Origin of the sequence: Rhodococcus sp. YH3-3 (assembly GCF_001653035.1) — a bacterium.
In the GTDB taxonomy this organism is placed as follows: Bacteria; Actinomycetota; Actinomycetes; order Mycobacteriales; family Mycobacteriaceae; genus Rhodococcus_F; species Rhodococcus_F qingshengii.
This window is the reverse complement of the sequence record NZ_BCWH01000003.1, coordinates 338,400-363,276: the sequence shown is the minus strand read 5'-3', so window position 1 is coordinate 363,276 and position 24,877 is coordinate 338,400. Positions and strand designations below refer to the sequence as shown.

Below are 24,877 nucleotides of genomic sequence, written 5' to 3'. Positions count from 1 at the left end.
AGTTGCTATACACCCGCTCGTCGTCAGGCTGTGCCAGCGAGCACATAACTTAATAAGGAGAGCCATTTATGAAACAACTGAAACTACGAGCGCTTGCCAGGGGCGGCAATAAGTGGATCTACACCTCACCGCGGATGTACATGGGATTTGACTTCATCAACATGCTCGATCCGGGAAACGGCAAGGGCGGACGACCATCGACCGTAGTCCATATTCGGCCTGAAACCGCAGGTCTATTTACGGGACTACGCGACACCCGTGGCCTGGACATCTTTCAGGGCGATCTACTTGAGGACCCGAAGGGTCGAATCGGCGCTCTGCACTTTGGATCGTTCGACACTGGCGATCAACAGGGCGTCGGATTCTTCCTGGAATACGAAGATCGGGACACAGCCTCCGGCGTCGTTTCGTTCGGGGCTGACAACCCCACTCAATCGAACTACCGGATTGTCGGAAGCATCCACACCGGTCTAAACAAGGAGAACTAACTATGAGATTCAGACACGATCAAATCGCACCATCCGGCAAGCGCCAGTACTGGATTGCGTTGGGCCGCATTGACATTGAACTACTGCTGGGCGAAGCAACCAACGCACTCGCCCACACACCAGACGTTGCGGCACTTCACGAAGTACGCGGACGTCTGCGTGGCATTAAGAGGGGTCTGTCAGATGCACTGGCCGTTGCCAAAGCAAACGGCGATAAAGGCGATCGCCTCCCCTGGGTTGAACGAAAACCCCAGCGAGGGAGCAACTGATGGAACGCTTCCCCTCCCCCGAAGAACCCGAACGCTACAAGATCAACACTGCTCAAGAGGAAGCACTACGCAACCTCTGCCACCGCTACGGCGTGGAGTACCGAGCTGACGACTACTACGTCTACCCACCTGATGCAGCAATGTGTCCAGGCTATGCCGAGGGTTGGGTTGGCGGTTACGTAGATGGTGAGTCACGGCTGTACGTCGGGGTGTCACCAGATGGACGAGTCAATTCGTAATGGCTACCAAGGAAACTCACACAGCCAAGATCCTCAAACTGCTCAAGGCGAAGGGCAAAGTCAGCAATCTTGAACTCCGCAAGGTCGCGTGGCGCTACCCCGCTCGCGTCCTCGACCTGAAACACGAAGGTCATCTGATCCGCAGTATCCACGACAAGGGATCGCTGTGGTTCTACATCTATGACGGGCACCAGGATGACGGAGTGGCGGCATGACCGACTACCTCGAGTTCACCACCATAAACACCCCTTCAATCGAGCGTCGGAAGCTGGACGTTGGCGACATTTTCATCAACCAGGTACGGCACACCAAGTGCGGGTGGATCATCCGTAGCAAGAACCGACACGACTGGGTTACCTGTAAATGCGGCGAACTCAGTCTGGATGGCGGCAGCTGGTACCAGGCGATGAACGGGGACATCACGAATGCAGAGAACCATGCCGTGATGTACAACGAGCTTCACGGAGTGGCTGCATGAACCTTCTCCCCTACTTGATCCCCGCACTCAAGCTGGCCGGCCGATGGATCGCGATGTTCCTGGTAATCGCCGTGATCATCGTTGGAACCCTGTACCTGTCGCTGTTCATCGTTCCAGTGCTGATCTGGCACACGTAGCCCTTCACTGAGCTAGCTTGACTTCATGGTTCGCTACCCACTCATACTCGCGATCGATGGCAATCCCTACACGATTCCGTCACCAGAGGTAACCACTCTTGTGCTGTGCACCGACCACGGCGAACTGAGCGTCAGAGTGCAAGCAACAGACCTTGATTGGGGGCCGAACATGATTCGCATCGAAGGGCTAGTCGATTACAACAATGAAGTCTGTCGGCTCGTCGCGGCCTACCAGGTTGGGATCGAGCCCACACAAGAAGCGGTCGGCAAAGCACAGCTCTATACGAGCGAAGCGGTCCCAGACTGACTACAACCGCGACTAACACCACTTAAACGAGAACTACTACCATGGAACAACTAAATAGATCCGAACACTGGTCAGATGAACAACTCATCGACCACGAAATAGCAAGCGCCACATCAGAAGAACGCTCAATTGGAGACGCTGGCGCACGCGTGATCGCCTCGCAATGGCATGGCGGCGCGTCCAGCGCCCTCTACAGCCTCACCAGTACTGGAGCTATCGATCTACCCCAGGTAGTCGCTGAGATCAACGAGTCTTGGGCTAACGCCGACACCGACTACAACCGCGAACACCTTGAAGCCCTTGGCGCGTACGTCATGGCACGTGAGTCACATGATCCCGTCGAAGGATGGTCGAAGCAGTGGCTCACGCCCCCAGATGAACCAACTGAACAAGACGACTTCTGCCCCGCCTGTCGAGCTCACATATCCGCCCCTCACTCCGTAGGTTGCCCACTCGGCGAAGAAGATCCCGAGCTACTTGAACGTGGCAGGACCCCATTTGGTGAGCCACTCGCTATCAGAGAATCAATGCGTGTGAATACAGCTGGCAGCGTACTCATTTGGAGTTCGATACGCCAGCGATGAATGACGGTGCCGGTTGTTGTAGTCCTCCTTCCAGTCCTCGATGACCACCCGAGCTTCGAGGAGGCTGTGGAATTCGTTCATGTTCAGGCATTCGTCACGGACACGGTTGTTGAAGGACTCGATGTAGCCGTTTTTCCACGGCTGACCAGGTGGAACGTAGCCGATACCGACCTGATCCTCGCAGAACGTCCTCAGCGCCTCGGAGATGAACTCGGGCCCGTTGTCGCACCGCAGGACCTGCGGTGGGCCGCCCCAGAGCGCGAACGCCTTCTTCAACGCTGCGACGAGGTCCTCTGCCGGGATGGATCGCTCGACAATGTTCAGTACGGACTGGCGGGTGTGTTCGTCGACCATCGACGCGATCTTGAACTTCCGGCCCTCGGTGGTCGAGTCGAACTGAAAGTCGATCGCCCACACAACCTTCGGTGCATCTGCCTCGGTGATCGGAGTAGTCGAGGCGCCGGCCCGTTTACGTATCTTGCGGACGTTCACCCGCAGTCCTTCCTCGCGCCAGAGTCGCTGAACCTTCTTCTTGTTAATCACCCAGCCCGCGGCACGCAAGTCCGCCCACGCCCGACGAAATCCCTTGCGGGCATTCGCTTTGGCCCAGTCCCGCAACCACTTCCGCAGATCGGCATCCGGATCATCCGAGGTGTTCCTTGCTACTTTCTTGCGTTGGGTCGATCGTGGTTGCCCGACGATTCTGCAGGCGAAACGCTGCGAGAGCCCCATTGTTTCCTGGAGCATCATCACGGCGTTTCGTTTGGCGGTCGGGCTCAGAATTTTCCCCGAGCAATCTCCTTGAGGGCAGCCTTTTCGAGCTCGGCTTCGGCGAGGAGCTTCTTGAGCAGGGCGTTCTCGTTCTTGAGTTCCTTGAACTCTTTGGCGTCGTCGGCTTTCATACCGCCGTACTGCTTGCGCCAGTTGTAGAGCGTCGGCACCGAGACGTCGAGTTGTCGGGCGATTTCCTCGACGTCGGCGCCTGTGGCGGCGAGTTCGTCGCCGTGGCGCAGTTTGCGGATGATCTGTTCGGGTGTGTGCCGTTTGCGTCCAGCCATGAGATGAAGCCTTTCATGCCCTTGATCAGGGCGGAAGGATTCTCATAACTTGCGGGTCACTTCACGGGGGTCATGCCAAACGGGTCGAGCAGGCTGTCACGGGTAAGGGAATCGCAGTCGCCCACTGGCTTGAGTACGTCGGCTTCAGGAACGGTGAAGAGCTAGAAGCAGCGATCAACATGTTCGAGGACCACTACCTGGGCCACTTCGAGAGCATCGAGGCGTACGCAGCCGACTACTTGATCGAGAGTGGACTCGAAGCTCAGCTGGATCAGTTGAGGCAGTACCTACCCGAAGACATGAGGCAACATGTCAACTGGGATGAGGCAGGTATCGCGCACGACTTCGCCCTGAACACCATCCACTCTGTTGAAGATGATGACGGCCATCTGTACCTGTTCACCAAGTAGCGAGTTATCCACAACCACAACGCATTTCGTGACATTTCGCTATTGCAAAAGAAGACGGTTTGGCTCATAGTTATTCGCAGAGGGGAACACCAAAGCAATGAATACAGAGCGTGAAATCGTGAACATCAATCTTGAGTACGAGCACGCCGATGACACACCGTTTCTACGGTTGATCGGCCAGTACAAGACGAAGCGCCGAGCACGTGAGGCTCGCAAAGACAAGGAGCCAATATTATCGCGCTCACAGTCTTTCATCTCACGAAAGCGTTCACTGCGATAGTGAGACCCAGAAGGTAGCAAGGTTGCCCGCAAAACCCCGTCTCGAACGGTAAGGCCATGTCTGATCAGGACGGCAACCAAGCACCACACTTAGCCGCACAGCGAGGGCGGCCGAGTTGCACCTTTACAGAATTAGAGTATTGAGCGTAGTAGTGCTGGCAGTAACGAATCAAGAGGTGACACTAGCCTTAACGGGAAGCCCTCACATACGTCATTCGTGGCGCTAGTCCAGCTAGATGGAAACTGGCGGAATATAACTAAACCAGAGCAGAAATAACGGGACTGCCTGTTGCTACTAGCACCATACGCTCAATACAGTTCATGCAGTTAAATGGGCGCATCAGAAAATAATTAGAGCATTGAATTGCGATTTTTTACAGCTACCTGGTGCGTTCTAATGTGCATACAAGTGGCGGAATAGGTAAACGCGCACAGACCTGGCTCGGGTAAGAGTGTGGTCGCACTCCCAATAGGAACTGTATCCAATCAGGTGTGAGGGGAGCTAGATGTACACTACCTCTGGCGACATGCAGGGTGACTATACGAGTAACAAGGTGATCGCTTTACAAATTGGAGACAGTAGCGGGCGCTCCATCTCGTCGAATCCCTGCCTTGTATGCACAACATGGACCATGTAAGACAGGCTCTTTCGAGCAATCAAAACAGGGTTTCGAGTAAAGTCTCGTGGCTTACATAGTCCAACTGCTAGTAGTAGGGCTAGTGAAATAGAGTAGATTACGGCAAAACCCAGTATGACCGTAGCGAACGCAGCCCTAGACCTGGGGTGATGGGGCTTCTATTCTAAAACCCTCGATTTCGAGGTAATTAGAATCTACTTGCTACTAGCAGCCATTTAACCGCATGAACCACTTCCACTTCCCGGCATATTCATCGTGTGCTGGGAAGTGGGCGCATGAACCCACAGTTCGTGCGCTCTACTGGTCAGGGTTTAGGTGAGAGGGTCGCGCCGATTAATAAGGCGCAAGTGAAGCTTTCGAGTAACTCTCCTTTCAAGCCCAGCTCACCCCCTGATCCAAAGTCGCTGATCTCTGCACCTGGATCAGCACTTCGTACCTGTCACGAGTTCCCACATCTGTACCGCTTCAAAGTTTGCCCTCCAGCTTCTCTGAAGTACCACCAGTGGAACGTAATCCGCACACATTCGGCTAGTACGTGGACTCATGACGGGTATCTAGGTGTATGAGGCACGGACGTTAGTTACGCGGTGCCGGCGGTAAGCGGCAGGCGGTCGTCCTCCGCGTGTTGAATGCGGTCGGTGATAATTATAGTGAACATTCCAGATTTCGACGGCGGTGCGACGCTGGGCTTCGCTGGTGTACTCGCGGGAGTACAGCAGTTCTTCGGCGAGGATGCGGTTGTAGCGCTCGACCTTCCCGTTGTGTTTCGGGGTGTACGGCTTGATCCGGTAGTGCCGTGCCTCTCGCAGTGAAGATGTGAAATCTGCTGCGCGATAGCATGATCCGTTGTCGGTGATCACGCGCTCGATGCGAGCGATTCCGTGTGCGGCGAAGAAGACGCGGGCGTTGTTCCCGCGGCACGCAAGTCCGCCCATGCCCGCCGGAACCCTTTTCGCTGGTTGACTTTGGCCCAGTCCCGCAACCACTTCCGCAGATCGGCATCCGGATCATCCGAGGTGTTCCTTGCTACTTTCTTGCGTTGGGTCGATCGTGGTTGCCCGACGATTCTGCAGGCGAAACGCTGCGAGAGCCCCATTGTTTCCTGGAGCATCATCACGGCGTTTCGTTTGGCGGTCGGGCTCAGAATTTTCCCCGAGCAATCTCCTTGAGGGCAGCCTTTTCGAGCTCGGCTTCGGCGAGGAGCTTCTTGAGCAGGGCGTTCTCGTTCTTGAGTTCCTTGAACTCTTTGGCGTCGTCGGCTTTCATACCGCCGTACTGCTTGCGCCAGTTGTAGAGCGTCGGCACCGAGACGTCGAGTTGTCGGGCGATTTCCTCGACGTCGGCGCCTGTGGCGGCGAGTTCGTCGCCGTGGCGCAGTTTGCGGATGATCTGTTCGGGTGTGTGCCGTTTGCGTCCAGCCATGAGATGAAGCCTTTCATGCCCTTGATCAGGGCGGAAGGATTCTCATAACTTGCGGGTCACTTCACGGGGGTCATGCCAAACGGGTCGAGCAGGCTGTCACGGGTAAGGGAATCGCAGTCGCCCACTGGCTTGAGTACGTCGGCTTCAGGAACGGTGAAGAGCTAGAAGCAGCGATCAACATGTTCGAGGACCACTACCTGGGCCACTTCGAGAGCATCGAGGCGTACGCAGCCGACTACTTGATCGAGAGTGGACTCGAAGCTCAGCTGGATCAGTTGAGGCAGTACCTACCCGAAGACATGAGGCAACATGTCAACTGGGATGAGGCAGGTATCGCGCACGACTTCGCCCTGAACACCATCCACTCTGTTGAAGATGATGACGGCCATCTGTACCTGTTCACCAAGTAGCGAGTTATCCACAACCACAACGCATTTCGTGACATTTCGCTATTGCAAAAGAAGACGGTTTGGCTCATAGTTATTCGCAGAGGGGAACACCAAAGCAATGAATACAGAGCGTGAAATCGTGAACATCAATCTTGAGTACGAGCACGCCGATGACACACCGTTTCTACGGTTGATCGGCCAGTACAAGACGAAGCGCCGAGCACGTGAGGCTCGCAAAGACAAGGAGCCAATATTATCGCGCTCACAGTCTTTCATCTCACGAAAGCGTTCACTGCGATAGTGAGACCCAGAAGGTAGCAAGGTTGCCCGCAAAACCCCGTCTCGAACGGTAAGGCCATGTCTGATCAGGACGGCAACCAAGCACCACACTTAGCCGCACAGCGAGGGCGGCCGAGTTGCACCTTTACAGAATTAGAGTATTGAGCGTAGTAGTGCTGGCAGTAACGAATCAAGAGGTGACACTAGCCTTAACGGGAAGCCCTCACATACGTCATTCGTGGCGCTAGTCCAGCTAGATGGAAACTGGCGGAATATAACTAAACCAGAGCAGAAATAACGGGACTGCCTGTTGCTACTAGCACCATACGCTCAATACAGTTCATGCAGTTAAATGGGCGCATCAGAAAATAATTAGAGCATTGAATTGCGATTTTTTACAGCTACCTGGTGCGTTCTAATGTGCATACAAGTGGCGGAATAGGTAAACGCGCACAGACCTGGCTCGGGTAAGAGTGTGGTCGCACTCCCAATAGGAACTGTATCCAATCAGGTGTGAGGGGAGCTAGATGTACACTACCTCTGGCGACATGCAGGGTGACTATACGAGTAACAAGGTGATCGCTTTACAAATTGGAGACAGTAGCGGGCGCTCCATCTCGTCGAATCCCTGCCTTGTATGCACAACATGGACCATGTAAGACAGGCTCTTTCGAGCAATCAAAACAGGGTTTCGAGTAAAGTCTCGTGGCTTACATAGTCCAACTGCTAGTAGTAGGGCTAGTGAAATAGAGTAGATTACGGCAAAACCCAGTATGACCGTAGCGAACGCAGCCCTAGACCTGGGGTGATGGGGCTTCTATTCTAAAACCCTCGATTTCGAGGTAATTAGAATCTACTTGCTACTAGCAGCCATTTAACCGCATGAACCACTTCCACTTCCCGGCATATTCATCGTGTGCTGGGAAGTGGGCGCATGAACCCACAGTTCGTGCGCTCTACTGGTCAGGGTTTAGGTGAGAGGGTCGCGCCGATTAATAAGGCGCAAGTGAAGCTTTCGAGTAACTCTCCTTTCAAGCCCAGCTCACCCCCTGATCCAAAGTCGCTGATCTCTGCACCTGGATCAGCACTTCGTACCTGTCACGAGTTCCCACATCTGTACCGCTTCAAAGTTTGCCCTCCAGCTTCTCTGAAGTACCACCAGTGGAACGTAATCCGCACACATTCGGCTAGTACGTGGACTCATGACGGGTATCTAGGTGTATGAGGCACGGACGTTAGTTACGCGGTGCCGGCGGTAAGCGGCAGGCGGTCGTCCTCCGCGTGTTGAATGCGGTCGGTGATAATTATAGTGAACATTCCAGATTTCGACGGCGGTGCGACGCTGGGCTTCGCTGGTGTACTCGCGGGAGTACAGCAGTTCTTCGGCGAGGATGCGGTTGTAGCGCTCGACCTTCCCGTTGTGTTTCGGGGTGTACGGCTTGATCCGGTAGTGCCGTGCCTCTCGCAGTGAAGATGTGAAATCTGCTGCGCGATAGCATGATCCGTTGTCGGTGATCACGCGCTCGATGCGAGCGATTCCGTGTGCGGCGAAGAAGACGCGGGCGTTGTTCATGAAATCGATGGCTGTTGCAGCGGTTTCGTTGTCGCGGGCTTCGGTGTACGCCAGGCGGGTGTTGCCGTCGATCGCGGAATGCAGATAGGTGTAGCCGAGGCGGGCCTGTTTGTTCTTCTTTTTCCGGCGCTCGGATCGTTTGGCCTGCTCGGAGCCGCGGCCGTGGGCACGCCAGCCGCCGCCGTCGGGGATCTTCCCGACTTTCTTCACATCGACGTGGACCATCTGACCAGGTCGTTTCGCAATGATGACCTGGGGTTTTCGGTTGGTTTCGCCGTTCGGGTCGATGAACCGGCGACGGTGCAATCCTAGGTTCCGCAGAATTTTCGTGACTGTTCGACGAGCAATGACGATGCCGTCGGTTCCCAGTTCGAAGGTGATGCGTGAGGCCGACCATTTTCGGGTTCGTCGCATGGATTCGATCTCGGTCACGATCCCTGCCGCGGTGGCGGCCGGTTGGTGTATTGGTGTGCTGGATCGGTCCTGCAGTCCCAGGTCACCGTACTTGCGGTGCCGGTTGACCCACTTGGATGCGCATTGGCGTGAGATACCCATTTCTGCGGCGACGTGGGCGATCGGACGGCTCTGGCACCGCTCGACGAGTCGTCGTCTTCCTTCGACAGTGAGTGGGGCATTACGGTGTGTCACAGGGCTGGTCCTTTTTGGTCGAGAACGGTTGTGTCGCAACTCCCATTCTTACGCCGAGGACCAGCCCGTCTACTTCAGTCCCGCGTCAACAACGTCCATACCCACAACAGCTAAGTCACGGAAGAAGCGCGTACGGGTGGTCGAGTAATGACGTTAGCCAAGCTGCAGCCACAACCGCACTTGTTGACTCTGAACGGGATGATCCAGCATGGATACGTTGAACCTCGCGTTCTTGCAGCGATCGTTCAGAGGATCGTTGACCTGTCTGGTGACGAACACCTAAAAGCGCTCGTCGAAGAGGACATGTCATGAGCGTGTCGAGCGAGAAGGGCAAGTCCCTCGAAGAGCACATCGCCAAGACCCTCCGCAAGAAGCTAGGAGCAAGAGTCCAGCGGGACAAGCGAAGTGGTGCAGGTTCGCATCAGAAGATGGATTTGACCGACTACTTCCAAGACACCCCATTCTCAATCGAAGCAAAAAATCACAAGTCCATCGCGATTAAAGAGTGGATGCGACAGACAAAGGCCGGCACGAGTCCTGGTCGAATCCCTACACTCGTGTTCAACGCAGATGATGACGTACTCGCCTGCATCCCGTTCGATGACCTGGTTAACCTCGCAGTTCAGATCCGAGACCTCACTGCCGAGATCGCAGACTTACGCACACCGACCGTTCTAAGCGTCGGTGAGGCCGTCGAGAAGGCTGTGGCGATCAAACAACCAACTGGCGTCTCGACCTGCAGGAACGGGCACATAACAAGCCCAGGCAGCAACAAGTGTCTCGACAAGCACTGCGCATTCAGCTCGACCTACAAGAAGCCCAAGGTCAAGAAGTAGCGCCCGATCGCGGGGCCACCTCCGTAGTCAGCCGACTGCGGAAGCACCCCACGATCGGAGCAGTTCATGAAGAAGATCCAGGCACTTGTAATCCCAGCGGACATCTCAGTAGAGGTGGATACGTTGGAGTTTTTCGAAGGCGATTTATCAGCCATGCAGGGACTCGTAGGAGGTCTCGTCCAGGCCGTCGATCTTGAACAGCCGAAGGCAACTCTGTGGTTCAACGAGAGCGGCAAGATTGAGCACCTCCCGAAGAACCAGCGTGCCACGATGGAGTTGTGGTCTAGCGATAGTCGTTGGCGTTTCCAGGACTTCGTCGCAGGCAATGCGTTCATCACCGGTTTGTCCGATGAAGACGGAGAGACCACCTCAGTGCCACAGGAGCTTGTAGATCTGATGCTCAGCACTGCGAAATACCGAGCGGAAGTCACCACACTGAACGACGAAGACTCATGGAGCGGAAACAACTTGGTTTTCGACAACTACTGGGATGCTTCGCACAGCGTTCTGGAGCTGGCTTCACGGTGGCAACTCGTCAAAGAGGTGCGCATCGTCGCCGCTTAAGATCGTGGGATCAGCCCGTCGATATCGACGGGCTTTTCTCATTCGTAAACGTAATTTAGTACAGCAAATTCACGGTGCAGCTGCATCGCAAATTGATCGCGTACATAGGCCGCCTCATGCGCTGATCCGTAGTTTCCACAACGAATAAGGGTGCCAGAGCAGGTTATATAAGCCTGCCATTTACCATTCGGGAGCTCCCGCACCCCTTTGAGTCCAGACTTTGAATTTCTATAAATAGATTTGTTGGTTGCATTATTTGCTTTTGTTACCGCCCTAAGGTTCTCGCGTCGATTATCAAGAGGGTTTCGGTTTTCATGGTCCGGAAGAAGCGGATGATAGTCCCCTACCATCCTTTGTAGCACTAGCTGATGAAGAAACATGCTATCTCTATTCCTCACATACCCATCTGGAGTCGAACTCCATGCAATCCTCGAAGCCGCCTCGAAGTCTTCGATAGATACCATGGCATGTTGCCCACCAGCTAGAACGATAATCCTATGGTCATCGGGCTGCTTCACTTTCGGTCGACCAGCGAGGATTGTGGCAGTCTGAAGCAGCCCCTTACACTTCCGAGAGCACGTCTGTCGGCTGGCCGCATGACTCGGCGGAAGCATCTTCTCGTGACCACAAACCCTACATTTAGTTGCAACTGGCATAGAAACCTCCTTCCCGAAATGGAGGCCACGCTCTATAATGAAGACACGGCCCCGAACTACTACTTCGGGGTTTTATTGTTATCTTTCCATTATGGCAGGGATGTCAGAAATTGAAAGCTCCTCGCTTCACCGAGACGAATCTCAAGGTGAAACGAGGAGCGTATTTAGTTGTGTAGATGAAACAGGGAGTCAGTCCACGTTCGGGCGATACCCCTTACGCCGACCACGAAGCTGGTCAAATGTCGTCAACTTCTCCGCAGGGACCAGTTTTGCGAATTCGACAGCAGTGGCGAATACGTCCTGCGAAGTCCCATTTGCAAACCGAAGTTCGAGACTCACGAGGTTTCCCACTGTCTTGAGCGCCTTCAGCTCTTCCTGCGAGGCGTCGAATTGACGAGCCTCTTCGTGCTCGGGATGTCGAACGACGACGTTGACCACCTGGTCATCATCGAGCTCGATACCCGTAAGGTCAGATACGCGAACGCTTCTGAAACCCATTGCTCTCACCAACTTTCAAACTAGATGCGACACAACGACTTTTGCCATTGCGATACTTCTAGTTAGACATAGTTGAATCTTTAAGTAAATAGGGAAATGTGAGACAATAGAGGTACATGAAAGACGGATTTGATCTCGCTACCTATCTTGCGAAATCCACACAGGCTAGTGGGGTTCCCCTGCGCGTGATCCATCAACCGACAGTCGCAGCTATTGCGCGCCTAGCGCTCGCTTCTCGCTAACAAGCGACACACCCCGCAATCGCCCCAGTAACCCCTCTCACGTGGGGTTTTGTGGCATTATGGACGATCCGTGAGTGTGGGGTGTTTCGCTATTGACAGACTCGTCGAGAAACAGCACGCCGCGATGGGCGCGGCTGACCGCACCAGGACGAGCCATCCCACTACCACCACCCACCAGCGAACTGACCGACGAACTGTGATGCGGCGCAATGAAAGGCGGCATATCGATCAACGGCCGATCCTCCGGCAACACCCCCGCCACCGAATGAATCGCCGTCACCTCCAACGACTCCCCCTCCGTCAACGGCGGAAGAATCCCCGGAAGCCTCTGCGCCAACATCGTTTTCCCGATCCCCGGCGGACCCGTCAACATCAAATGATGCGCACCCGCCGCAGCAACCTCGATCGCCCACCGAGCATCCGTCTGCCCGACAACCTCACTCAAATCCCGCACCGCCACCACACCAGCACGCTCGAAAACATCAGGAACAGCAAGCGCCAACTCCCCACGCAACCACCCGATCACCGCGGACAGATCGTCAGCGCCCAGCACCTCGATCCCCTTCACCAAGCCCGCCTCAGCCAACGCCCGAGCCGGAACCACCACAGTCCCCCACCCCGCCCGCTTCGCCGCAAGCACCGCAGGCAACACACCACGCACCGTCCGCAAACGACCGTCGAGCGCCAACTCCCCCAAAAACACAGTCTCCCGCAACAACTTCCGCGGCAACTTCTTCGCCGCATCGAGAACTGACAACGACAAAGCCAAATCGTAAACACTGCCCACCTTCGGCAACGTCGCCGGCGACAACGCCAAAATCACCTTGCTGTCCGGCCACTCCTCACCAGAATTGGTCACCGCCGCTCGAATCCGATCACGCGACTCGTGCAACGCCGTATCAGGCAGCCCCACCAAATGCACCGCAGGCAACCCGCGCCCGATATCCGCCTCGATCTCCACTATCTGCCCGTCCACACCACTGACCGCAACAGAATGCGCCCGCCCCAACGCCATCAGAACGCATCCACAAAATGCTCGACCGAAGGCACGCCGTCCCGGCCGATCAACACCGCCACCACATCGAAACGGACCCTCGACCACGACCGGCCCGAATCAGTGAGCCAGTGCATCGCCAACACCCGAATCCGACGCTGCTTCGCGAACGTCACCGACTCCGCCGGACTCCCGTACCCGGCACCCGAGCGAGTCTTCACCTCCACGAACACAATTCGATCACCGGACGTCGCAACAACATCCAACTCGCCGTACCGACAACGCCAATTGCGTTCGACAATCTCCAAACCCGCATCAATCAGGAACTCGACAGCCACATCCTCGCCCCGAGCCCCCAACGCCATATTCCTCGCCATCGCAGCCCCCACCACTCACACCCCGCGCCCGCCCATACGAAACGCGTCCCAACCACCACCCTCAACCCACCACCACAAAACCAAGCCATCCGAAAACAACCTGTTCACAACTCGGAACCTGTGGAATTCGGCAGCGCGACACACCAACGGCGACCCGAAACCTGACAATTTTCTGAAATCAGCCACATCTTGGACGAAAGTCCAGTAGAACTAGTTACAGTTTTGCTCAAACCGTCACGCACCCCGCTGAATGGAGTTCTACATGGCCCGCCGCTCACTTCGCCACGCAGTAGCAACCACTACATCCCTCGTTCTCATCGCCGCCGGCGTCACTGTTGGACTTGGAGCCTCGGTGGCGCAAGCAGCACCGGCATGCGCGCTCAACCAGTCGGTCACCGACAGTTGGGCCGGTTCCCTCGGGACGCCGTACACCGTCAGCAAGGAGGTTGTCGGCGACGGCAAGGTCGCCCCGGGACAGACGGTCACCTACCTGACAAAGGTTTCCGGTTCGGGAGCACTCGTCAATCAGATCCGCGATTTCCACCCGGCAGGATTCCAGCTGGTCAAGGCTCGCCTGAACGTCAAATGGCTTATCGGCGACCAGAAGTGGGACGACGTCACCAAGACCGTCGTCGTCGGCAACAACTCCGTGGTGGCAAAGGGCGGCGGATGGACCACTGCTGGTGGCGGCATCATCGCATTGGAGACCACCTACAAGGTTCCCGATAACGCAGTTGTCGGCTCTCAGCTCGACAGCGGCGCCGGCACCAACATTGTGCTGGCGGCGGGCGACTGGAACATCAATCCGATGGGCGTGTGCGTCACCATCCGGCAGCCGAACCCCGTCGAGGCGGGCGCCGGAAGCCTCGAGGACATGGGCTTCGGCTCACTCAACTCCGGATCGGGCCAGGTATTCGGTTCCCTCACCGATCCGCAGGGGTCGATGACCAATGTCATCAGCGGTGTCCTGGGCAATGTGCTCGGCAACATGAGCTGACTCAGTTCGAATTAGAAATGGGCCGAGCCACCAGCACATGCTGGTAGCTCGGCCCATTTCTACGTTGCCGAACAAAGCTTTGCCGTCAACCGAGTTCAAGAAATCATCAGCAAATCACCGCGTCAGCTTTCCGCCGTACCGGGCCGGCGTCGTACCGAAGGTTTCCCGAAATGCGGCGATGAACCCGCTACTGGTTCGGTAACCCACCTGCGGGGCAACGTCGTTGACACCCTCACCCCGCGCGAGCATCTCGAGCGACGCATACATTCGGGCGCGAGTCCTCCACTGTCCGAAGGTAATCCCGGTATCGGCGACAAAGGCACGCATCAAAGTCTTGGAACTGACCCCGAGTTCACCCGCCCACTCCCCTAATGTTCGCGAGTCTGCCGGATCGGCAAGGATGCGGGCAGAAACCGAACTCGCCGCAGCATTGCGAGGAACCGCGAGGACGTCGTGCCGTTCGGGCGCGGCAGCAAGAATGTCGTAGAGCAACTCCTGACTCATCAACCGCCGAGCATCGTCGATGGTCCGATCTGCGAGATGGCGCAGCAATTGAGCGGACAGAGCATCGACTTCGAGAACCAGTGGCTGAGTCCACCTGGGCCCGCCAGGGCGTAGATCCGGACGCGCATAGGCCGCGATCATGCATCCCGCCGACAGAAGCGTCATGTCGTGGAGAACGGTGCCCGGCAACCAGACCAAGTGCTCGCTGTGCAGGTGCCACACGTTGCCCCCGGCAGCAATCTGCATCGTCCCTTCACTCATCCAGGCGATCTGATGCTCCGGGTGGCGGTGAGCCCCGTACGCGGTCACGCCCTCGACGACGTTGGTGTAGACCTGAAAATCTTTGAATGTCCGTCCGCGACTATCGGGCAGCGCTAGCAAGGACTTTGGGCGAGTCGAGTACTCGATAGTGGACATTTTGCGTCTTTCTGGGCGTATCCGAGTCCATCCTGAAGGATGGACCGACGATCCTGCAAAGGTTAGCCTCACTTTATTGCTGACGCGACCAGCTCAGCACTTCACGCGGACCTCAGATCACTTCGCCCACCACTTCGAAGGAGCATGCACGTGCCCTCACATAGCACCCGAATCCTCGCCGCCTTATTCACGACGGCCGCGATCATCGGGTTCTCGACCGCCTGTGGAACCTCGCAAGGCGTCGACACCGCATCAGCGACCCAGAGCAACGACGCATTCCCCGTGACGATCGAGCACGCACAGGGTTCGACGACAATCGATGCCGAACCGCAGCGGGTAGTGACACTCGGATACACCGATCACGAACCACTGCTCGCCTTGGGAGTCGAACCCGTAGGCATGGCCGAATGGTGGGGGTCCGGCATGGATGAAAGCTGGCCGTGGACGAAGAATTACTGGAAGGGGAAAACTCCGACCTACATCAACAGCGGCGGAGACTTCAACTTCGAGCAAATCGCCTCCCTCGCACCAGATCTGATCCTCGCGCTGTACGCCGACATCGACACGGAAACCTACAAGAAGCTGACCTCGATTGCGCCGACTGTCGCGCAGAGCAAGGACTACGACGCGTACACAACGCCGTGGACCGACATGACGCTCACCGCCGGGCGCGCCCTCGGCAAAGGACCACAAGCTCAGCAACTGATCACGGATACCGAAAACGCGTTTGCCGCCGCCCGCGCTGCACACCCGGAGTTTGCCGGGCAAACCGCAACGATCGTCAACCTCGACACTCCCGAGGGCTACGTGTTCTCGTCGCACGACCCACGCGGCATTTTCCTCTCGTCACTCGGGTTCACCCTCCCCGCGACCGTCGACGCATTCGTCGGCGACCAGTTCGGCGACTGGATGCCGAACGAGCGATACGACATCCTCGAACCCGTTGATCGTTTGATCGTGATGGCCGACCCGGAGGGAGAGAAGGCCCTCGCCGGCAACACGCTCTACCAGCGACTACCCGCCGTGAAGAGCGGAAATGCGATGGTCGTGCGGTACACCGCAGATCCACCCGTCGGCGCGGCGATGTCCGGCAATACCGTCCTGAGCATTCCGTATGCCATCGACCAACTGACAGCCACGTTGTCGAAGTAAACTACAGGGCGGGTATCGAAAATATGTTCGAAGAGTGTTAGCCTCGGGGTCAGGAAGCACTCACGGACATCGAGGATCACCATGGACGAGGTACCGGACACCGCGTTAGATCTGGCTCGACTGGTCGACGAGCTGACGGTTCTCGACCAGCGACGCGTCGACATCGGCGAGAGTTTGGTTCATCTCGAGTACCTCTACTCCCAGATGGGCGCACGGCAACAGGCAGATGCTGCCCGAAAAGCCTTCCAGGAGAAGTACGTCGGACGAATCTACGAACTCGCAGACGGCCTGCGAACCTGAAAAGGGGTTGCACACAACCACTGACCGAGCGCATGGTCATTCCTGCACGACACACCGGACCGATGGGTTCGGCTGTGAACTATGTGGGAGAAATCTGATGGAGAAGATCACCAAGAGGTTGTGGAACTGGGCATCGATACTCGACGAGAACACTCGCGAGCAAGCGCTGCGTACGTCCCAGATGCCTTTTGTCCGTCCACATCTGGCGCTTATGCCGGATGCGCACCTCGGTGCGGGAGCGACGGTGGGTTCGGTCATTCCGACGGAAGGCGCAATCATGCCCGCCGCCGTCGGAGTCGATATCGGCTGCGGAATGATCGCGGTCAAAACCCAGTTCAGCGCACGCGACCTTCAAGGCCGCGACCTGACCGTACTTCGCCACAGCATCGAACGCTCCGTCCCGCTCTCGGCAGGTGTCTACAACAAGACGCTGAGCGACACGGCGAAAATCCGCATCGCAGAACTCGAGGCGATGGCGGGCGATCGCCTGTCCTTCTACGACAAGTTCAAGAACGACTGGAGGTTTCAGCTCGGAACGCTGGGCTCTGGTAACCACTTCATCGAGGTGACGCTCGACGAGAGCGACGGCGTCTGGCTGTTCCTGCACTCGGGAAGCCGCGGTATCGGAAACAAGCTCGCGCAGCATCACATCAAGATCGCCAAGGACTTGTGCGAGCGGTGGTACATCAACCTTCCCGATCCGGATCTTGCCTACCTGGTCGAGAAGACGCCCGAATTCGACTCGTACATCACCGATCTCAACTGGGCTCAGCACTTCGCTCTGCTCAACCGCGAAGAGATGATGGACCGCGTCGTGAAGGACTTCGCGCACTTCATGGGAGACGGCAAACCCGCGATCATCGACGAAGTCGAGCGGATCAACTGCCACCACAACTTCACCCAGAAGGAGTTCCACATGGGCAGGGGTGTGTGGCTGAGCCGTAAGGGTGCGATCAAGGCAGACGAGGGCACGCCCGGGCTCATCCCCGGTTCGATGGGGACGGCGAGTTACGTCGTCGTCGGGAAGGGAAACGTACCGTCGTTCAAGTCCAGCCCCCACGGCGCGGGTCGGGTGTACGGACGTAACCAGGCACGCAAGACCTTCACCATCGAAGATCTCGACAAGGCAATGGTCGGCATCGAATACAAGCGTTCCGCGGCGTTCCTCGACGAGATCCCGGGTGCGTACAAGGACATCGACGTCGTGATGGACGACGCGAAGGACTTGGTCGAGATTCGACACACGCTGCGTCAGATTGTGAACGTCAAGGGCAACTGACCCCGCACAACTCCGCGAAATACGAAGTGCCCCGCCGATATCGGCGGGGCACTTCGTTGTCGAGATCAGTCCGGCAAGCGCAGATCAGTCAGGAAGGCGCAGATCCGGCTTGTCCAGCTCTTCGATGTTGACGTCCTTGAAGGTCACGACGCGTACGTATTTCACGAATCGCGCCGGGCGGTACATGTCCCACACCCAGGCGTCGGACATCCGCAGCTCGAAGTAGATCTCCCCGTCTGAATTGTGGGGCAGCAACTCGACCGTGTTGGCCAGGTAGAAACGTCGTTCGGTCTCCACGACGTAGGAGAACTGTCCGACGATGTCCCGGTATTCACGGTAGAGCGACAGCTCCATCTCGGTTTCGTACTTCTCGAGATCCTCGGCACTCATCGGTTTAGCCAGTCCTCCCAGTTCGTCTGAACGTCCATCATCCCGTACGGCCCGCGCGTTGTTCCAACCGGACTCCCGCAGCCACCACGTTGGCATAGGTCATGCGGTGCTCAGGGCACGGCCCCAGCTCGTCGAGTGCGTCCATGTGCAGTGGCGTGCTGTATCCCTTGTGAATCGCGAAGCCGTATCCCGGATGAGTGTCGTCCATCTCGGTCATCACACGATCTCGGGTCACCTTCGCGAGAACGCTCGCCGCGGCGATGCATGCAGCGGCGCCGTCACCGCCGATGACCGGTAGCGACGGAGCCGTCAGACCCGGAACCCGGAATCCGTCGGTGAGAACGTAGCCCGGTTCGAGGTCGAGGCCCGCAACTGCTCGTCGCATCCCCTCGATGTTGGCGACGTGGATGCCGATCTGATCGACTTCCGCAGCGGGAACAGAGATGACACTCCACGCCAACGCCAAGCGCTTGATCGCCGGGAAAAGCTCCTCGCGCGCACGTTCGGTCAGCTTCTTCGAATCGTCGAGCCGCGCGAGGGCTGCTTGCGGTTTCGGCGCCAGGACACACGCTGCAATGACAAGTGGACCAGCGCACGCTCCGCGCCCGGCCTCGTCGACGCCGGCCACCGGACCGAGTCCGGTTCGCGCCAACGCAGACTCCATCGTCCGCAGACCTGCCGATCTGCGAATGACAACGCGAGGGGGCCAACTACTCACTGTCTCTGCCTACTCGGAACTACGCGAATCCATGTGTGCGGTCCGACAACTCAGTTGCCCTGAATATCAGGCGCATCGATGCCGCCCATTCGCGACGGGGGAAGAACGATGAAACGAGCTTGACCGATGATGTTGTCGATCGGGACGGTTCCCTGGAACTCGTCGTCGACGTGGTAGCGCGAGTCGGCGGAATTGCTGCGGTTGTCACCCATGACCCACACGTGGCCCTCGGGAACGGTGATCGGTCCGAAGCAGCGGCCCGACTTCAATTCGGTGTCACACGTTTGCGTTCCCGGAGTGAACGGGAAATCCATCTTGATGTACGGCTCGTCGAGCGGCTTGCCATCGACCAGGACTCGGCCCTGATCGTCACAGCATTCGACGGTCTGGCCGCCGGTAGCGATCACTCGCTTGACCAAGTCGTTCTCGTCCGGCGGAACGAGGCCGACCCACGAACCGACCTCTTGAATACCGCGGACGACAACGTTGTCGGACCGATTGGACACATATTTCGTGTTCCACGAATCGGGTCCCTTGAAGACGACGACGTCGCCGGGTTCCGGATCGCCGAAGCGGTATCCGATCTTCTCCACCACGATGCGGTCACCGGTACATCCCGCACAGCCGTGCAGTGTCGGTTCCATCGACTCGGATGGGATGAGAAAAACTCTGAAGACAAATGCCTGAAGGACGATGCTGAGTACCAGCGCTACGCCGATCAGAACAGGGAGTTCTCGCAGAAACGATCGCTGTTTCTTCTGCGGCCGATGTGAGGTCGGTTCCGCGGAACCGCTTGATCCCTCGTGATTCTCGGGTCCGGACGACAATGCCTGCTCCTTCGAAGAATCTGCCACAGAAACCAGATTAGCCCGACACCGCGCGTACGCGGTGCCGGGCTCATCGGAAAGATCAGCGCTTTTCCTTGATCTTCGCCTTCTTGCCACGAAGCTCACGGAGGTAGTACAGCTTGGCGCGACGGACGTCACCGCGGGTCAGAACCTCGATGGAGGCCAGCGTGGGGCTGTGAACCGGGAAGGTGCGCTCGACGCCGACGCCGAAGGAGACCTTACGGACGGTGAAGGTCTCGCGAACGCCGCCGCCCTGGCGACGAATAACGACGCCCTTGAAGACCTGCACGCGCTCCTTGGAGCCTTCGATAACCTTGACGTTCACGTTGAGCGTGTCGCCGGGACGGAACTCGGGGATGTCGTCGCGGAGCGACTTTTTGTCCAGGAAGTCCAGGGTGTTCATATGTCATCCTTGTATTTCGCAGGAGCAGAGGAACCGAGCGGCACGCGTTTCGGTCTCCCGAAACGGCGCTCGTCTGGTTCGTGCCCAGATCAAGTGCTGCTGCCTGGTCCAGGCAACCCGTCCATTGTGCCAGACGCGGATACCAGCGGGGAAATCGGTGGCGGCGGAGCTGCGTGGATGGTGTGGTCCAGTTCCTGCTCGGCCGCGGTCATCGCATGTTCGACGCTCGGCGATCCGGCTATCAGATCCTGGACGTAGATCTTGGCCCGGATGACGGGCCGACGCCATTTCCGTTCGCGTTCGAGCGCGCGGTTCATCCGTTTCGGCTTGCGCGTGTACCGCCAGCGAGCCCACGGTGCACCCGGCCGGCTCAGGCGGACCGCTCCGATTACCAGCAACGGGAAAACGAACAGGCCGACGAGCCCCGTCCAGATCTTCCCTTTGAGAATCACGATGGCTGCCAAGGCGAAGTTGATCAACGCGACGAAAACGAAGACCAATTTGATCCACGGATCGCGTTCTTCACGGAATCCGGCGACGTCGAGAAGTTCGAGCGGGCGGAAACCCAGCAGCACCAGACCGGTCACGGCGATCGCGACGAAGACCGCATCCACCGAGGTCCGACCTTGTTCGGACCAGTACACATCCTTCAGATAGAAGATCAGTGCGAACTCGTCGAGCACCAACGCCGCACCCATACCGAAGATCGCCGCCAGGACGGCACCGGTGGTCTGCGAACCATCGACGTAGACCGCAATCAACGCACCACCGGAGATCATCATGGCGATCACACCGAACACGACGTGATGCACATGCTGGCCTCCGGGCGCGATGTTGCCCGGCCACCATTTCACTTGCGCGCGAATCATCCGGACGCTGAGGCGGATGAAAAGGAAGGCGGACAGGAACCCGAGCAGGAAGAACAGCAACGGCAATCGGCCATGGGCGATGATCTCGCGCTCGAGCCACTCCCGCATCACTGTCCTCCCTTCACCGAATTCATGATCCGACCCTGATCGGATTCATACCGCCAACCGACTCGATTGTGACGATACGGACTTCGAAAACCCGGCGGACGGATTTACTTGCCGAAGCCCGCCTTGCGCAGAGCGTCGGCCATCGACCCGGCAGCAGGCGCGCGGTTGTCCGGTCGCTGCTCGCGTCCGCCCTGGCGTCCGCCATTTCCTCGTTGCTGACCCTGCCCCTGACGCTGGCCCTGCGGCTGGCCCTGCCGCTGAGGTTGCCCACCTCGCTGGCCTTCGGACTTGCGGGGCGCTCCCACCTCGTCGTCGAGACGAAGCGTCAGCCCGATGCGTTGGCGTGCCTCGTCCACTTCGAGGACCTTCACCTTGACGACGTCACCTGACTTGACGACCTCGCGTGGGTCCTTGACGAAGTTGTGCGACATCGCCGAGACGTGAACCAGACCGTCCTGATGAACTCCGATGTCGACGAAGGCACCGAAGGCTGCGACGTTGGTGACCACGCCTTCGAGGGTCATGCCGGGCTTGAGATGCGCGACCTTCTCGATACCTGCGGCAAAAGTCGCGGTCTTGAATTCGGGTCGTGGATCTCGTCCCGGCTTCTCCAACTCGGAGATGATGTCGGTGACGGTCGGTAGACCAAATCGCTCGTCGACGTAGTCGGACGCCTTGACCGATCGAAGTGCCTGCGAGTTTCCGATCACGGTGCGCACGTCCCCGCCTGCACTCGCGACGATCTTGCGAACCACCGGATATGCCTCCGGGTGGACGCTCGACGCGTCGAGAGGGTCGTCGCCGTCGGTGATCCGCAGGAAGCCTGCGCACTGCTCGAATGCCTTGGGTCCCAGTCGGGAGACATCCTTGAGACCCTTGCGGGATTTGAACGGACCGTTCTGGTCCCGATGCGCGACGATGCTCTCTGCAAGGGATCCTGCAATTCCGGACACCCGAGCAAGCAGCGGCACGGACGCGGTGTTGACGTCGACGCCGACCGAGTTGACGGCATCCTCGACGACGGCGTCGAGGGAACGCGAGAGCAGCGATTCGGTGATGTCGTGCTGGTACTGACCGACGCCGATGGACTTGGGATCGATCTTGACCAACTCCGCCAACGGATCCTGCAAGCGACGCGCAATGGACACCGCACCGCGAATCGAGACGTCGAGGTCGGGAAGTTCCTGCGACGCGTAGGCCGAAGCCGAGTACACCGATGCGCCTGCCTCGGAGACGACGATCTTGGTCAGGTTGGGCGCGCCGGTCTTCTTGATCAGTTCGGTAGCGAGCGTGTCGGTCTCGCGTGAGGCCGTGCCGTTGCCGATGGCGATCAGTTCGACGCCGTGTTCGGCGACCAGTCCGGCAAGCGTCGCGAGAGCCGCGTCCCACTTGTTCTGCGGCTGGTGCGGGTAAATCGTCTCGTAGGCAACAACTTTGCCGGTTCCGTCGACGACGGCAACCTTCGTTCCGGTGCGGAATCCGGGGTCGAGTCCCATGGTGGGTCGGGCGCCGGCGGGAGCTGCGAGGAGTAGATCCTTGAGGTTGGTGGCGAAGACGTCGACGGCGTCCTTTTCGGCCGACTGCCGCAGACGCATCCGAGTGTCGATACCGAGCGTGACGGCGAACTTCGTCTTCCACGCCCACTTGACGGTGTCGAGAAGCCACCCGTCGGCGGCCCGACCACGGTCGGCGATCTCGAACCGCGACGCGATGCGGCCTTCGTAGACCGTGCGCTCCCCCGGCGCGAGTTCTTCGGTGTCTGCCGCCATGTTGAGCGACAGCACTTCTTCCTTCTCGCCGCGCAGGACGGCGAGGATGCGGTGCGAGGGCAATTTGGAGAACGGTTCCGAGAACTCGAAGTAGTCAGCAAACTTCGAGCCATCGGTTTCCTTGCCCTTGCGGACCGAGGAGACGACCTGGCCGCGATTCCACATCAGCTCACGCAATTCACCGACCAGATCGGCGTCCTCGGCGAAGCGCTCGACGAGGATCGACCGGGCACCGTCGAGCTGCTCGTCCGAATACTGCGCGGGATCGGTGGTGGGATCTCCGATGAGAGCATCGGCGACGGGCTCGTGGCCGGCCTCGCGGGCGATCTGCGCCTTGGTGCGCCGCTTCGGCTTGAAGGGGAGGTAGATGTCCTCCAGCCGCGCTTTCGTCTCGGCCAGCATGATCTGACCGCGCAGTTGATCGTCGAGTTTGCCCTGAGAGTCGATCTCCGTGAGCACGGCGTCACGACGGTCGTCGAGCTCGCGGAGATACCGCAGCCGCTCGTCCAGGAGTCGCAGCTGGGCGTCGTCGAGCGTGCCGGTGACTTCCTTGCGGTACCGGGCGATGAAGGGCACCGTGGCTCCGCCGTCGAGAAGGTCGACTGCTGCTGCAACCTGGCCTTCGCGGACGTCGAGTTCCTCGGCAATGCGCTGGTTCACGGTCTTGAGAATCACGAGATCCGACCCTACCGCTATCCTGAGACAAGAAGATCGGCAACAGTGCCGTGTCAGGGCTACCGGGGGAAACAAATGAGTACGCGGTACGTCCGGATTGCCGCAATGGTGGCCGCAGTTACTTTTGCGGCTTCGTGCAGCGGTGGACAGAACCCGGATGATCCGATGCAGACCCCCGCCTTTCCCGACACCAATGTTCCGGTAGCCGAGACCCTCGACGGCCGTCTGGGACAGGCTCAGGTGGCTGCGCTCGGGCGTGGTGCGGACGTCTCCATCGCCATCCTCGACCGCTCCTCGGACAAGTACCTCGACGTCGCCGGTGACCAGCAGATCGAAACAGCCTCGGTGGCAAAACTTTTCATCGCCGAGGATCTACTTCATCAGGATGCGCGCGGTGAGCGACCCATCACGGACGACGATCGCACCCTCATGGCGGCGATGCTCGAATCCTCCGACGACACCGCAGCCAACCTCCTGTGGGACGAGGTCGGCGGCCAAGAGGTGATCACCCGCGTCGCCGAGCGTTACGCACTGACCGCGACGACGCCGCCCTGGGACGGAATGTGGTGGAACACCGAGACCACGACACGTGACCTGGTCACCTTCTACAGCGGTGTCCTCGACGACTCCGATCAACTCGGACCTGAACGGGTCGAGCAGTTCGTCGAGTACCTGCGGCAATCCACTCCCGAAGGAACCGACGGTTACGACCAGAGATTCGGCCTGCCCGAGGCCTTGTTCGGCGAGCCCGTCATAGGAGTCAAACAGGGCTGGATGTGCTGTGTCGAGGACAAGTGGATCCATCTGTCCACCGGCATCGTCGGTGACGACAACCGATACATCATCGCGATCGGTTCGCGAGAAGACGTCCAGTACACGGATGAGGACAGCTTCTATCCCGACACCTCGTTCACCGATGCCGTCGACGACGAAAGTGCACTGCACGCACGCGACACGGTCACCGGCGTCACGCAGATTCTCTTCCCGAGCGGAAGCATCGACGACTGGGCAGCGGCATCCACGACCGCGGATTCGGCGATGCCCGAAGCTTCCGGGCCCTGATTCGATCCACGCGGTCGTGTT

28 protein-coding genes and 3 pseudogenes are annotated in these 24,877 nt (G+C 58.2%); 15 read left to right on the top strand and 16 right to left on the bottom strand.

The features are described from left to right. The first annotated feature begins 68 nt into the window (after positions 1-68). The 6 genes from YH3_RS26840 (at position 69) to YH3_RS26815 (ending at position 1,918) form a co-directional block, all read left to right on the top strand. Complete coding sequence (locus YH3_RS26840; RefSeq protein WP_064444405.1) at positions 69-488, top strand: YopX family protein; 420 nt, start codon at positions 69-71, stop codon at positions 486-488. A 268-nt stretch (positions 489-756) separates the two neighbouring features. Further along, complete coding sequence (locus YH3_RS26830; protein WP_030537810.1) at positions 757-996, top strand: hypothetical protein; 240 nt, start codon at positions 757-759, stop codon at positions 994-996. After that, complete coding sequence (locus YH3_RS26825) at positions 996-1,211, top strand: hypothetical protein (protein WP_064444403.1); 216 nt, start codon at positions 996-998, stop codon at positions 1,209-1,211. Before YH3_RS26830 ends, YH3_RS26825 begins: the two co-directional genes overlap by 1 nt. After that, on the top strand, positions 1,208-1,474 hold the full coding sequence (locus tag YH3_RS26820; protein WP_064444402.1) for a hypothetical protein: 267 nt from the start codon (positions 1,208-1,210) through the stop codon (positions 1,472-1,474). The genes YH3_RS26825 and YH3_RS26820 overlap by 4 nt, the downstream gene beginning before the upstream one ends. Next, the gene (locus tag YH3_RS36255; protein ID WP_158304207.1) at positions 1,471-1,611 is read left to right on the top strand and encodes a hypothetical protein; all 141 of its coding nucleotides are present in this window, start codon (positions 1,471-1,473) and stop codon (positions 1,609-1,611) included. Before YH3_RS26820 ends, YH3_RS36255 begins: the two co-directional genes overlap by 4 nt. 25 nt (positions 1,612-1,636) lie before the next feature. After that, the gene (locus tag YH3_RS26815; RefSeq protein ID WP_064444401.1) at positions 1,637-1,918 is read left to right on the top strand and encodes a hypothetical protein; all 282 of its coding nucleotides are present in this window, start codon (positions 1,637-1,639) and stop codon (positions 1,916-1,918) included. A gap of 524 nt (positions 1,919-2,442) precedes the next feature. On the opposite strand, the gene YH3_RS26810 is transcribed toward YH3_RS26815, so the two are convergent. Both YH3_RS26810 and YH3_RS36880 read right to left on the bottom strand, forming a co-directional pair. After that, positions 2,443-3,426: an IS3 family transposase gene (locus YH3_RS26810; protein WP_238592737.1), complete on the bottom strand. Its 984-nt coding sequence runs from the start codon at positions 3,424-3,426 to the stop codon at positions 2,443-2,445. Further along, positions 3,393-3,560 (bottom strand): annotated as a pseudogene (locus tag YH3_RS36880) (transposase); the annotation flags it as partial. The pseudogene YH3_RS36880 and the gene YH3_RS26810, both read right to left, overlap by 34 nt. Before the next feature lie 179 nt (positions 3,561-3,739). On the opposite strand from YH3_RS36880, the gene YH3_RS37415 reads away from it, so the two are divergent. After that, positions 3,740-3,970 (top strand): hypothetical protein, encoded by a 231-nt coding sequence (locus YH3_RS37415; protein ID WP_064444400.1) that lies wholly within the window; start codon positions 3,740-3,742, stop codon positions 3,968-3,970. 1,471 nt (positions 3,971-5,441) lie between these two features. On the opposite strand, the pseudogene YH3_RS36250 reads toward YH3_RS37415, so the two are convergent. Next, positions 5,442-5,792: pseudogene (locus YH3_RS36250) on the bottom strand (integrase core domain-containing protein); the annotation flags it as partial. A 235-nt stretch (positions 5,793-6,027) separates the two neighbouring features. Further along, positions 6,028-6,309, bottom strand: a complete 282-nt coding sequence (locus tag YH3_RS26790; RefSeq protein ID WP_047269524.1) for a transposase — start codon at positions 6,307-6,309, stop codon at positions 6,028-6,030. Between the two features lie 179 nt (positions 6,310-6,488). Between YH3_RS26790 and YH3_RS37410 the strand changes: the two genes are divergently transcribed. Then, the gene (locus YH3_RS37410; RefSeq protein ID WP_064444400.1) at positions 6,489-6,719 is read left to right on the top strand and encodes a hypothetical protein; all 231 of its coding nucleotides are present in this window, start codon (positions 6,489-6,491) and stop codon (positions 6,717-6,719) included. Between the two features lie 1,471 nt (positions 6,720-8,190). Here YH3_RS37410 and YH3_RS26780 read toward each other — a convergent pair. Next, positions 8,191-9,198, bottom strand: a complete 1,008-nt coding sequence (locus YH3_RS26780; RefSeq protein WP_154100305.1) for an IS481 family transposase — start codon at positions 9,196-9,198, stop codon at positions 8,191-8,193. A 308-nt stretch (positions 9,199-9,506) separates the two neighbouring features. Here YH3_RS26780 and YH3_RS26775 point away from each other — a divergent pair, with 308 nt between their 5' ends. Together YH3_RS26775 and YH3_RS26770 are read left to right on the top strand one after the other, a co-directional pair. Continuing rightward, complete coding sequence (locus YH3_RS26775) at positions 9,507-10,034, top strand: hypothetical protein (protein WP_064444399.1); 528 nt, start codon at positions 9,507-9,509, stop codon at positions 10,032-10,034. A gap of 66 nt (positions 10,035-10,100) precedes the next feature. Continuing rightward, complete coding sequence (locus YH3_RS26770) at positions 10,101-10,598, top strand: DUF3846 domain-containing protein (RefSeq protein ID WP_082920676.1); 498 nt, start codon at positions 10,101-10,103, stop codon at positions 10,596-10,598. Between the two features lie 38 nt (positions 10,599-10,636). Here the strand turns inward: YH3_RS26770 and YH3_RS37405 are convergent, their stop codons facing one another. The 4 genes and pseudogenes from YH3_RS37405 to YH3_RS26755 all read right to left on the bottom strand — a co-directional run bounded on the left by YH3_RS37405 (position 10,637) and on the right by YH3_RS26755 (position 13,365). Next, on the bottom strand, positions 10,637-10,978 hold the full coding sequence (locus YH3_RS37405; RefSeq protein ID WP_178377385.1) for an HNH endonuclease: 342 nt from the start codon (positions 10,976-10,978) through the stop codon (positions 10,637-10,639). A 465-nt stretch (positions 10,979-11,443) separates the two neighbouring features. Continuing rightward, positions 11,444-11,752: a hypothetical protein gene (locus tag YH3_RS26765; RefSeq protein ID WP_064444397.1), complete on the bottom strand. Its 309-nt coding sequence runs from the start codon at positions 11,750-11,752 to the stop codon at positions 11,444-11,446. A gap of 342 nt (positions 11,753-12,094) precedes the next feature. Further along, a pseudogene (locus tag YH3_RS26760) lies at positions 12,095-13,009 on the bottom strand (YifB family Mg chelatase-like AAA ATPase); the annotation flags it as partial. Continuing rightward, on the bottom strand, positions 13,009-13,365 hold the full coding sequence (locus YH3_RS26755) for a YraN family protein (protein WP_039973464.1): 357 nt from the start codon (positions 13,363-13,365) through the stop codon (positions 13,009-13,011). The pseudogene YH3_RS26760 and the gene YH3_RS26755, both read right to left, overlap by 1 nt. Positions 13,366-13,627: 262 nt before the next feature. Here YH3_RS26755 and YH3_RS26750 point away from each other — a divergent pair, with 262 nt between their 5' ends. Next, positions 13,628-14,362, top strand: a complete 735-nt coding sequence (locus tag YH3_RS26750) for a hypothetical protein (RefSeq protein WP_007734864.1) — start codon at positions 13,628-13,630, stop codon at positions 14,360-14,362. Between the two features lie 114 nt (positions 14,363-14,476). Here the strand turns inward: YH3_RS26750 and YH3_RS26745 are convergent, their stop codons facing one another. After that, positions 14,477-15,283, bottom strand: coding sequence for an AraC family transcriptional regulator (locus YH3_RS26745; RefSeq protein ID WP_007734863.1), 807 nt, complete (start codon positions 15,281-15,283; stop codon positions 14,477-14,479). Between the two features lie 144 nt (positions 15,284-15,427). Here YH3_RS26745 and YH3_RS26740 point away from each other — a divergent pair, with 144 nt between their 5' ends. From YH3_RS26740 to YH3_RS26730, 3 genes are all read left to right on the top strand, one after another. Continuing rightward, a complete protein-coding gene (locus tag YH3_RS26740; RefSeq protein WP_030535438.1) occupies positions 15,428-16,435 on the top strand; it encodes an iron-siderophore ABC transporter substrate-binding protein in 1,008 nt (335 codons plus the stop codon). Positions 16,436-16,516: 81 nt separating this feature from the next. Beyond that, the gene (locus tag YH3_RS26735; RefSeq protein WP_003942716.1) at positions 16,517-16,735 is read left to right on the top strand and encodes a hypothetical protein; all 219 of its coding nucleotides are present in this window, start codon (positions 16,517-16,519) and stop codon (positions 16,733-16,735) included. A 97-nt stretch (positions 16,736-16,832) separates the two neighbouring features. After that, the gene (locus YH3_RS26730) at positions 16,833-18,014 is read left to right on the top strand and encodes an RtcB family protein (protein ID WP_007734861.1); all 1,182 of its coding nucleotides are present in this window, start codon (positions 16,833-16,835) and stop codon (positions 18,012-18,014) included. Positions 18,015-18,098: 84 nt separating this feature from the next. Here YH3_RS26730 and YH3_RS26725 read toward each other — a convergent pair whose 3' ends face one another. From YH3_RS26725 to YH3_RS26700, 6 genes are all read right to left on the bottom strand, one after another. After that, the gene (locus YH3_RS26725) at positions 18,099-18,404 is read right to left on the bottom strand and encodes a DUF2469 domain-containing protein (RefSeq protein WP_003942715.1); all 306 of its coding nucleotides are present in this window, start codon (positions 18,402-18,404) and stop codon (positions 18,099-18,101) included. 37 nt (positions 18,405-18,441) lie between these two features. Then, the gene (locus tag YH3_RS26720) at positions 18,442-19,122 is read right to left on the bottom strand and encodes a ribonuclease HII (RefSeq protein WP_024487346.1); all 681 of its coding nucleotides are present in this window, start codon (positions 19,120-19,122) and stop codon (positions 18,442-18,444) included. 50 nt (positions 19,123-19,172) lie between these two features. Then, positions 19,173-19,976, bottom strand: coding sequence for a signal peptidase I (gene lepB / locus YH3_RS26715; protein WP_003942787.1), 804 nt, complete (start codon positions 19,974-19,976; stop codon positions 19,173-19,175). Between the two features lie 55 nt (positions 19,977-20,031). Further along, positions 20,032-20,373, bottom strand: a complete 342-nt coding sequence (gene rplS / locus YH3_RS26710; RefSeq protein WP_003942791.1) for a 50S ribosomal protein L19 — start codon at positions 20,371-20,373, stop codon at positions 20,032-20,034. Positions 20,374-20,462: 89 nt separating this feature from the next. After that, positions 20,463-21,350, bottom strand: a complete 888-nt coding sequence (locus YH3_RS26705; RefSeq protein WP_003942742.1) for a hypothetical protein — start codon at positions 21,348-21,350, stop codon at positions 20,463-20,465. Positions 21,351-21,454: 104 nt separating this feature from the next. Then, on the bottom strand, positions 21,455-23,794 hold the full coding sequence (locus YH3_RS26700) for a Tex family protein (protein ID WP_003942690.1): 2,340 nt from the start codon (positions 23,792-23,794) through the stop codon (positions 21,455-21,457). A gap of 75 nt (positions 23,795-23,869) precedes the next feature. On the opposite strand from YH3_RS26700, the gene YH3_RS26695 reads away from it, so the two are divergent. After that, complete coding sequence (locus YH3_RS26695) at positions 23,870-24,856, top strand: serine hydrolase (RefSeq protein WP_007729299.1); 987 nt, start codon at positions 23,870-23,872, stop codon at positions 24,854-24,856. Positions 24,857-24,877: the final 21 nt, after the last annotated feature.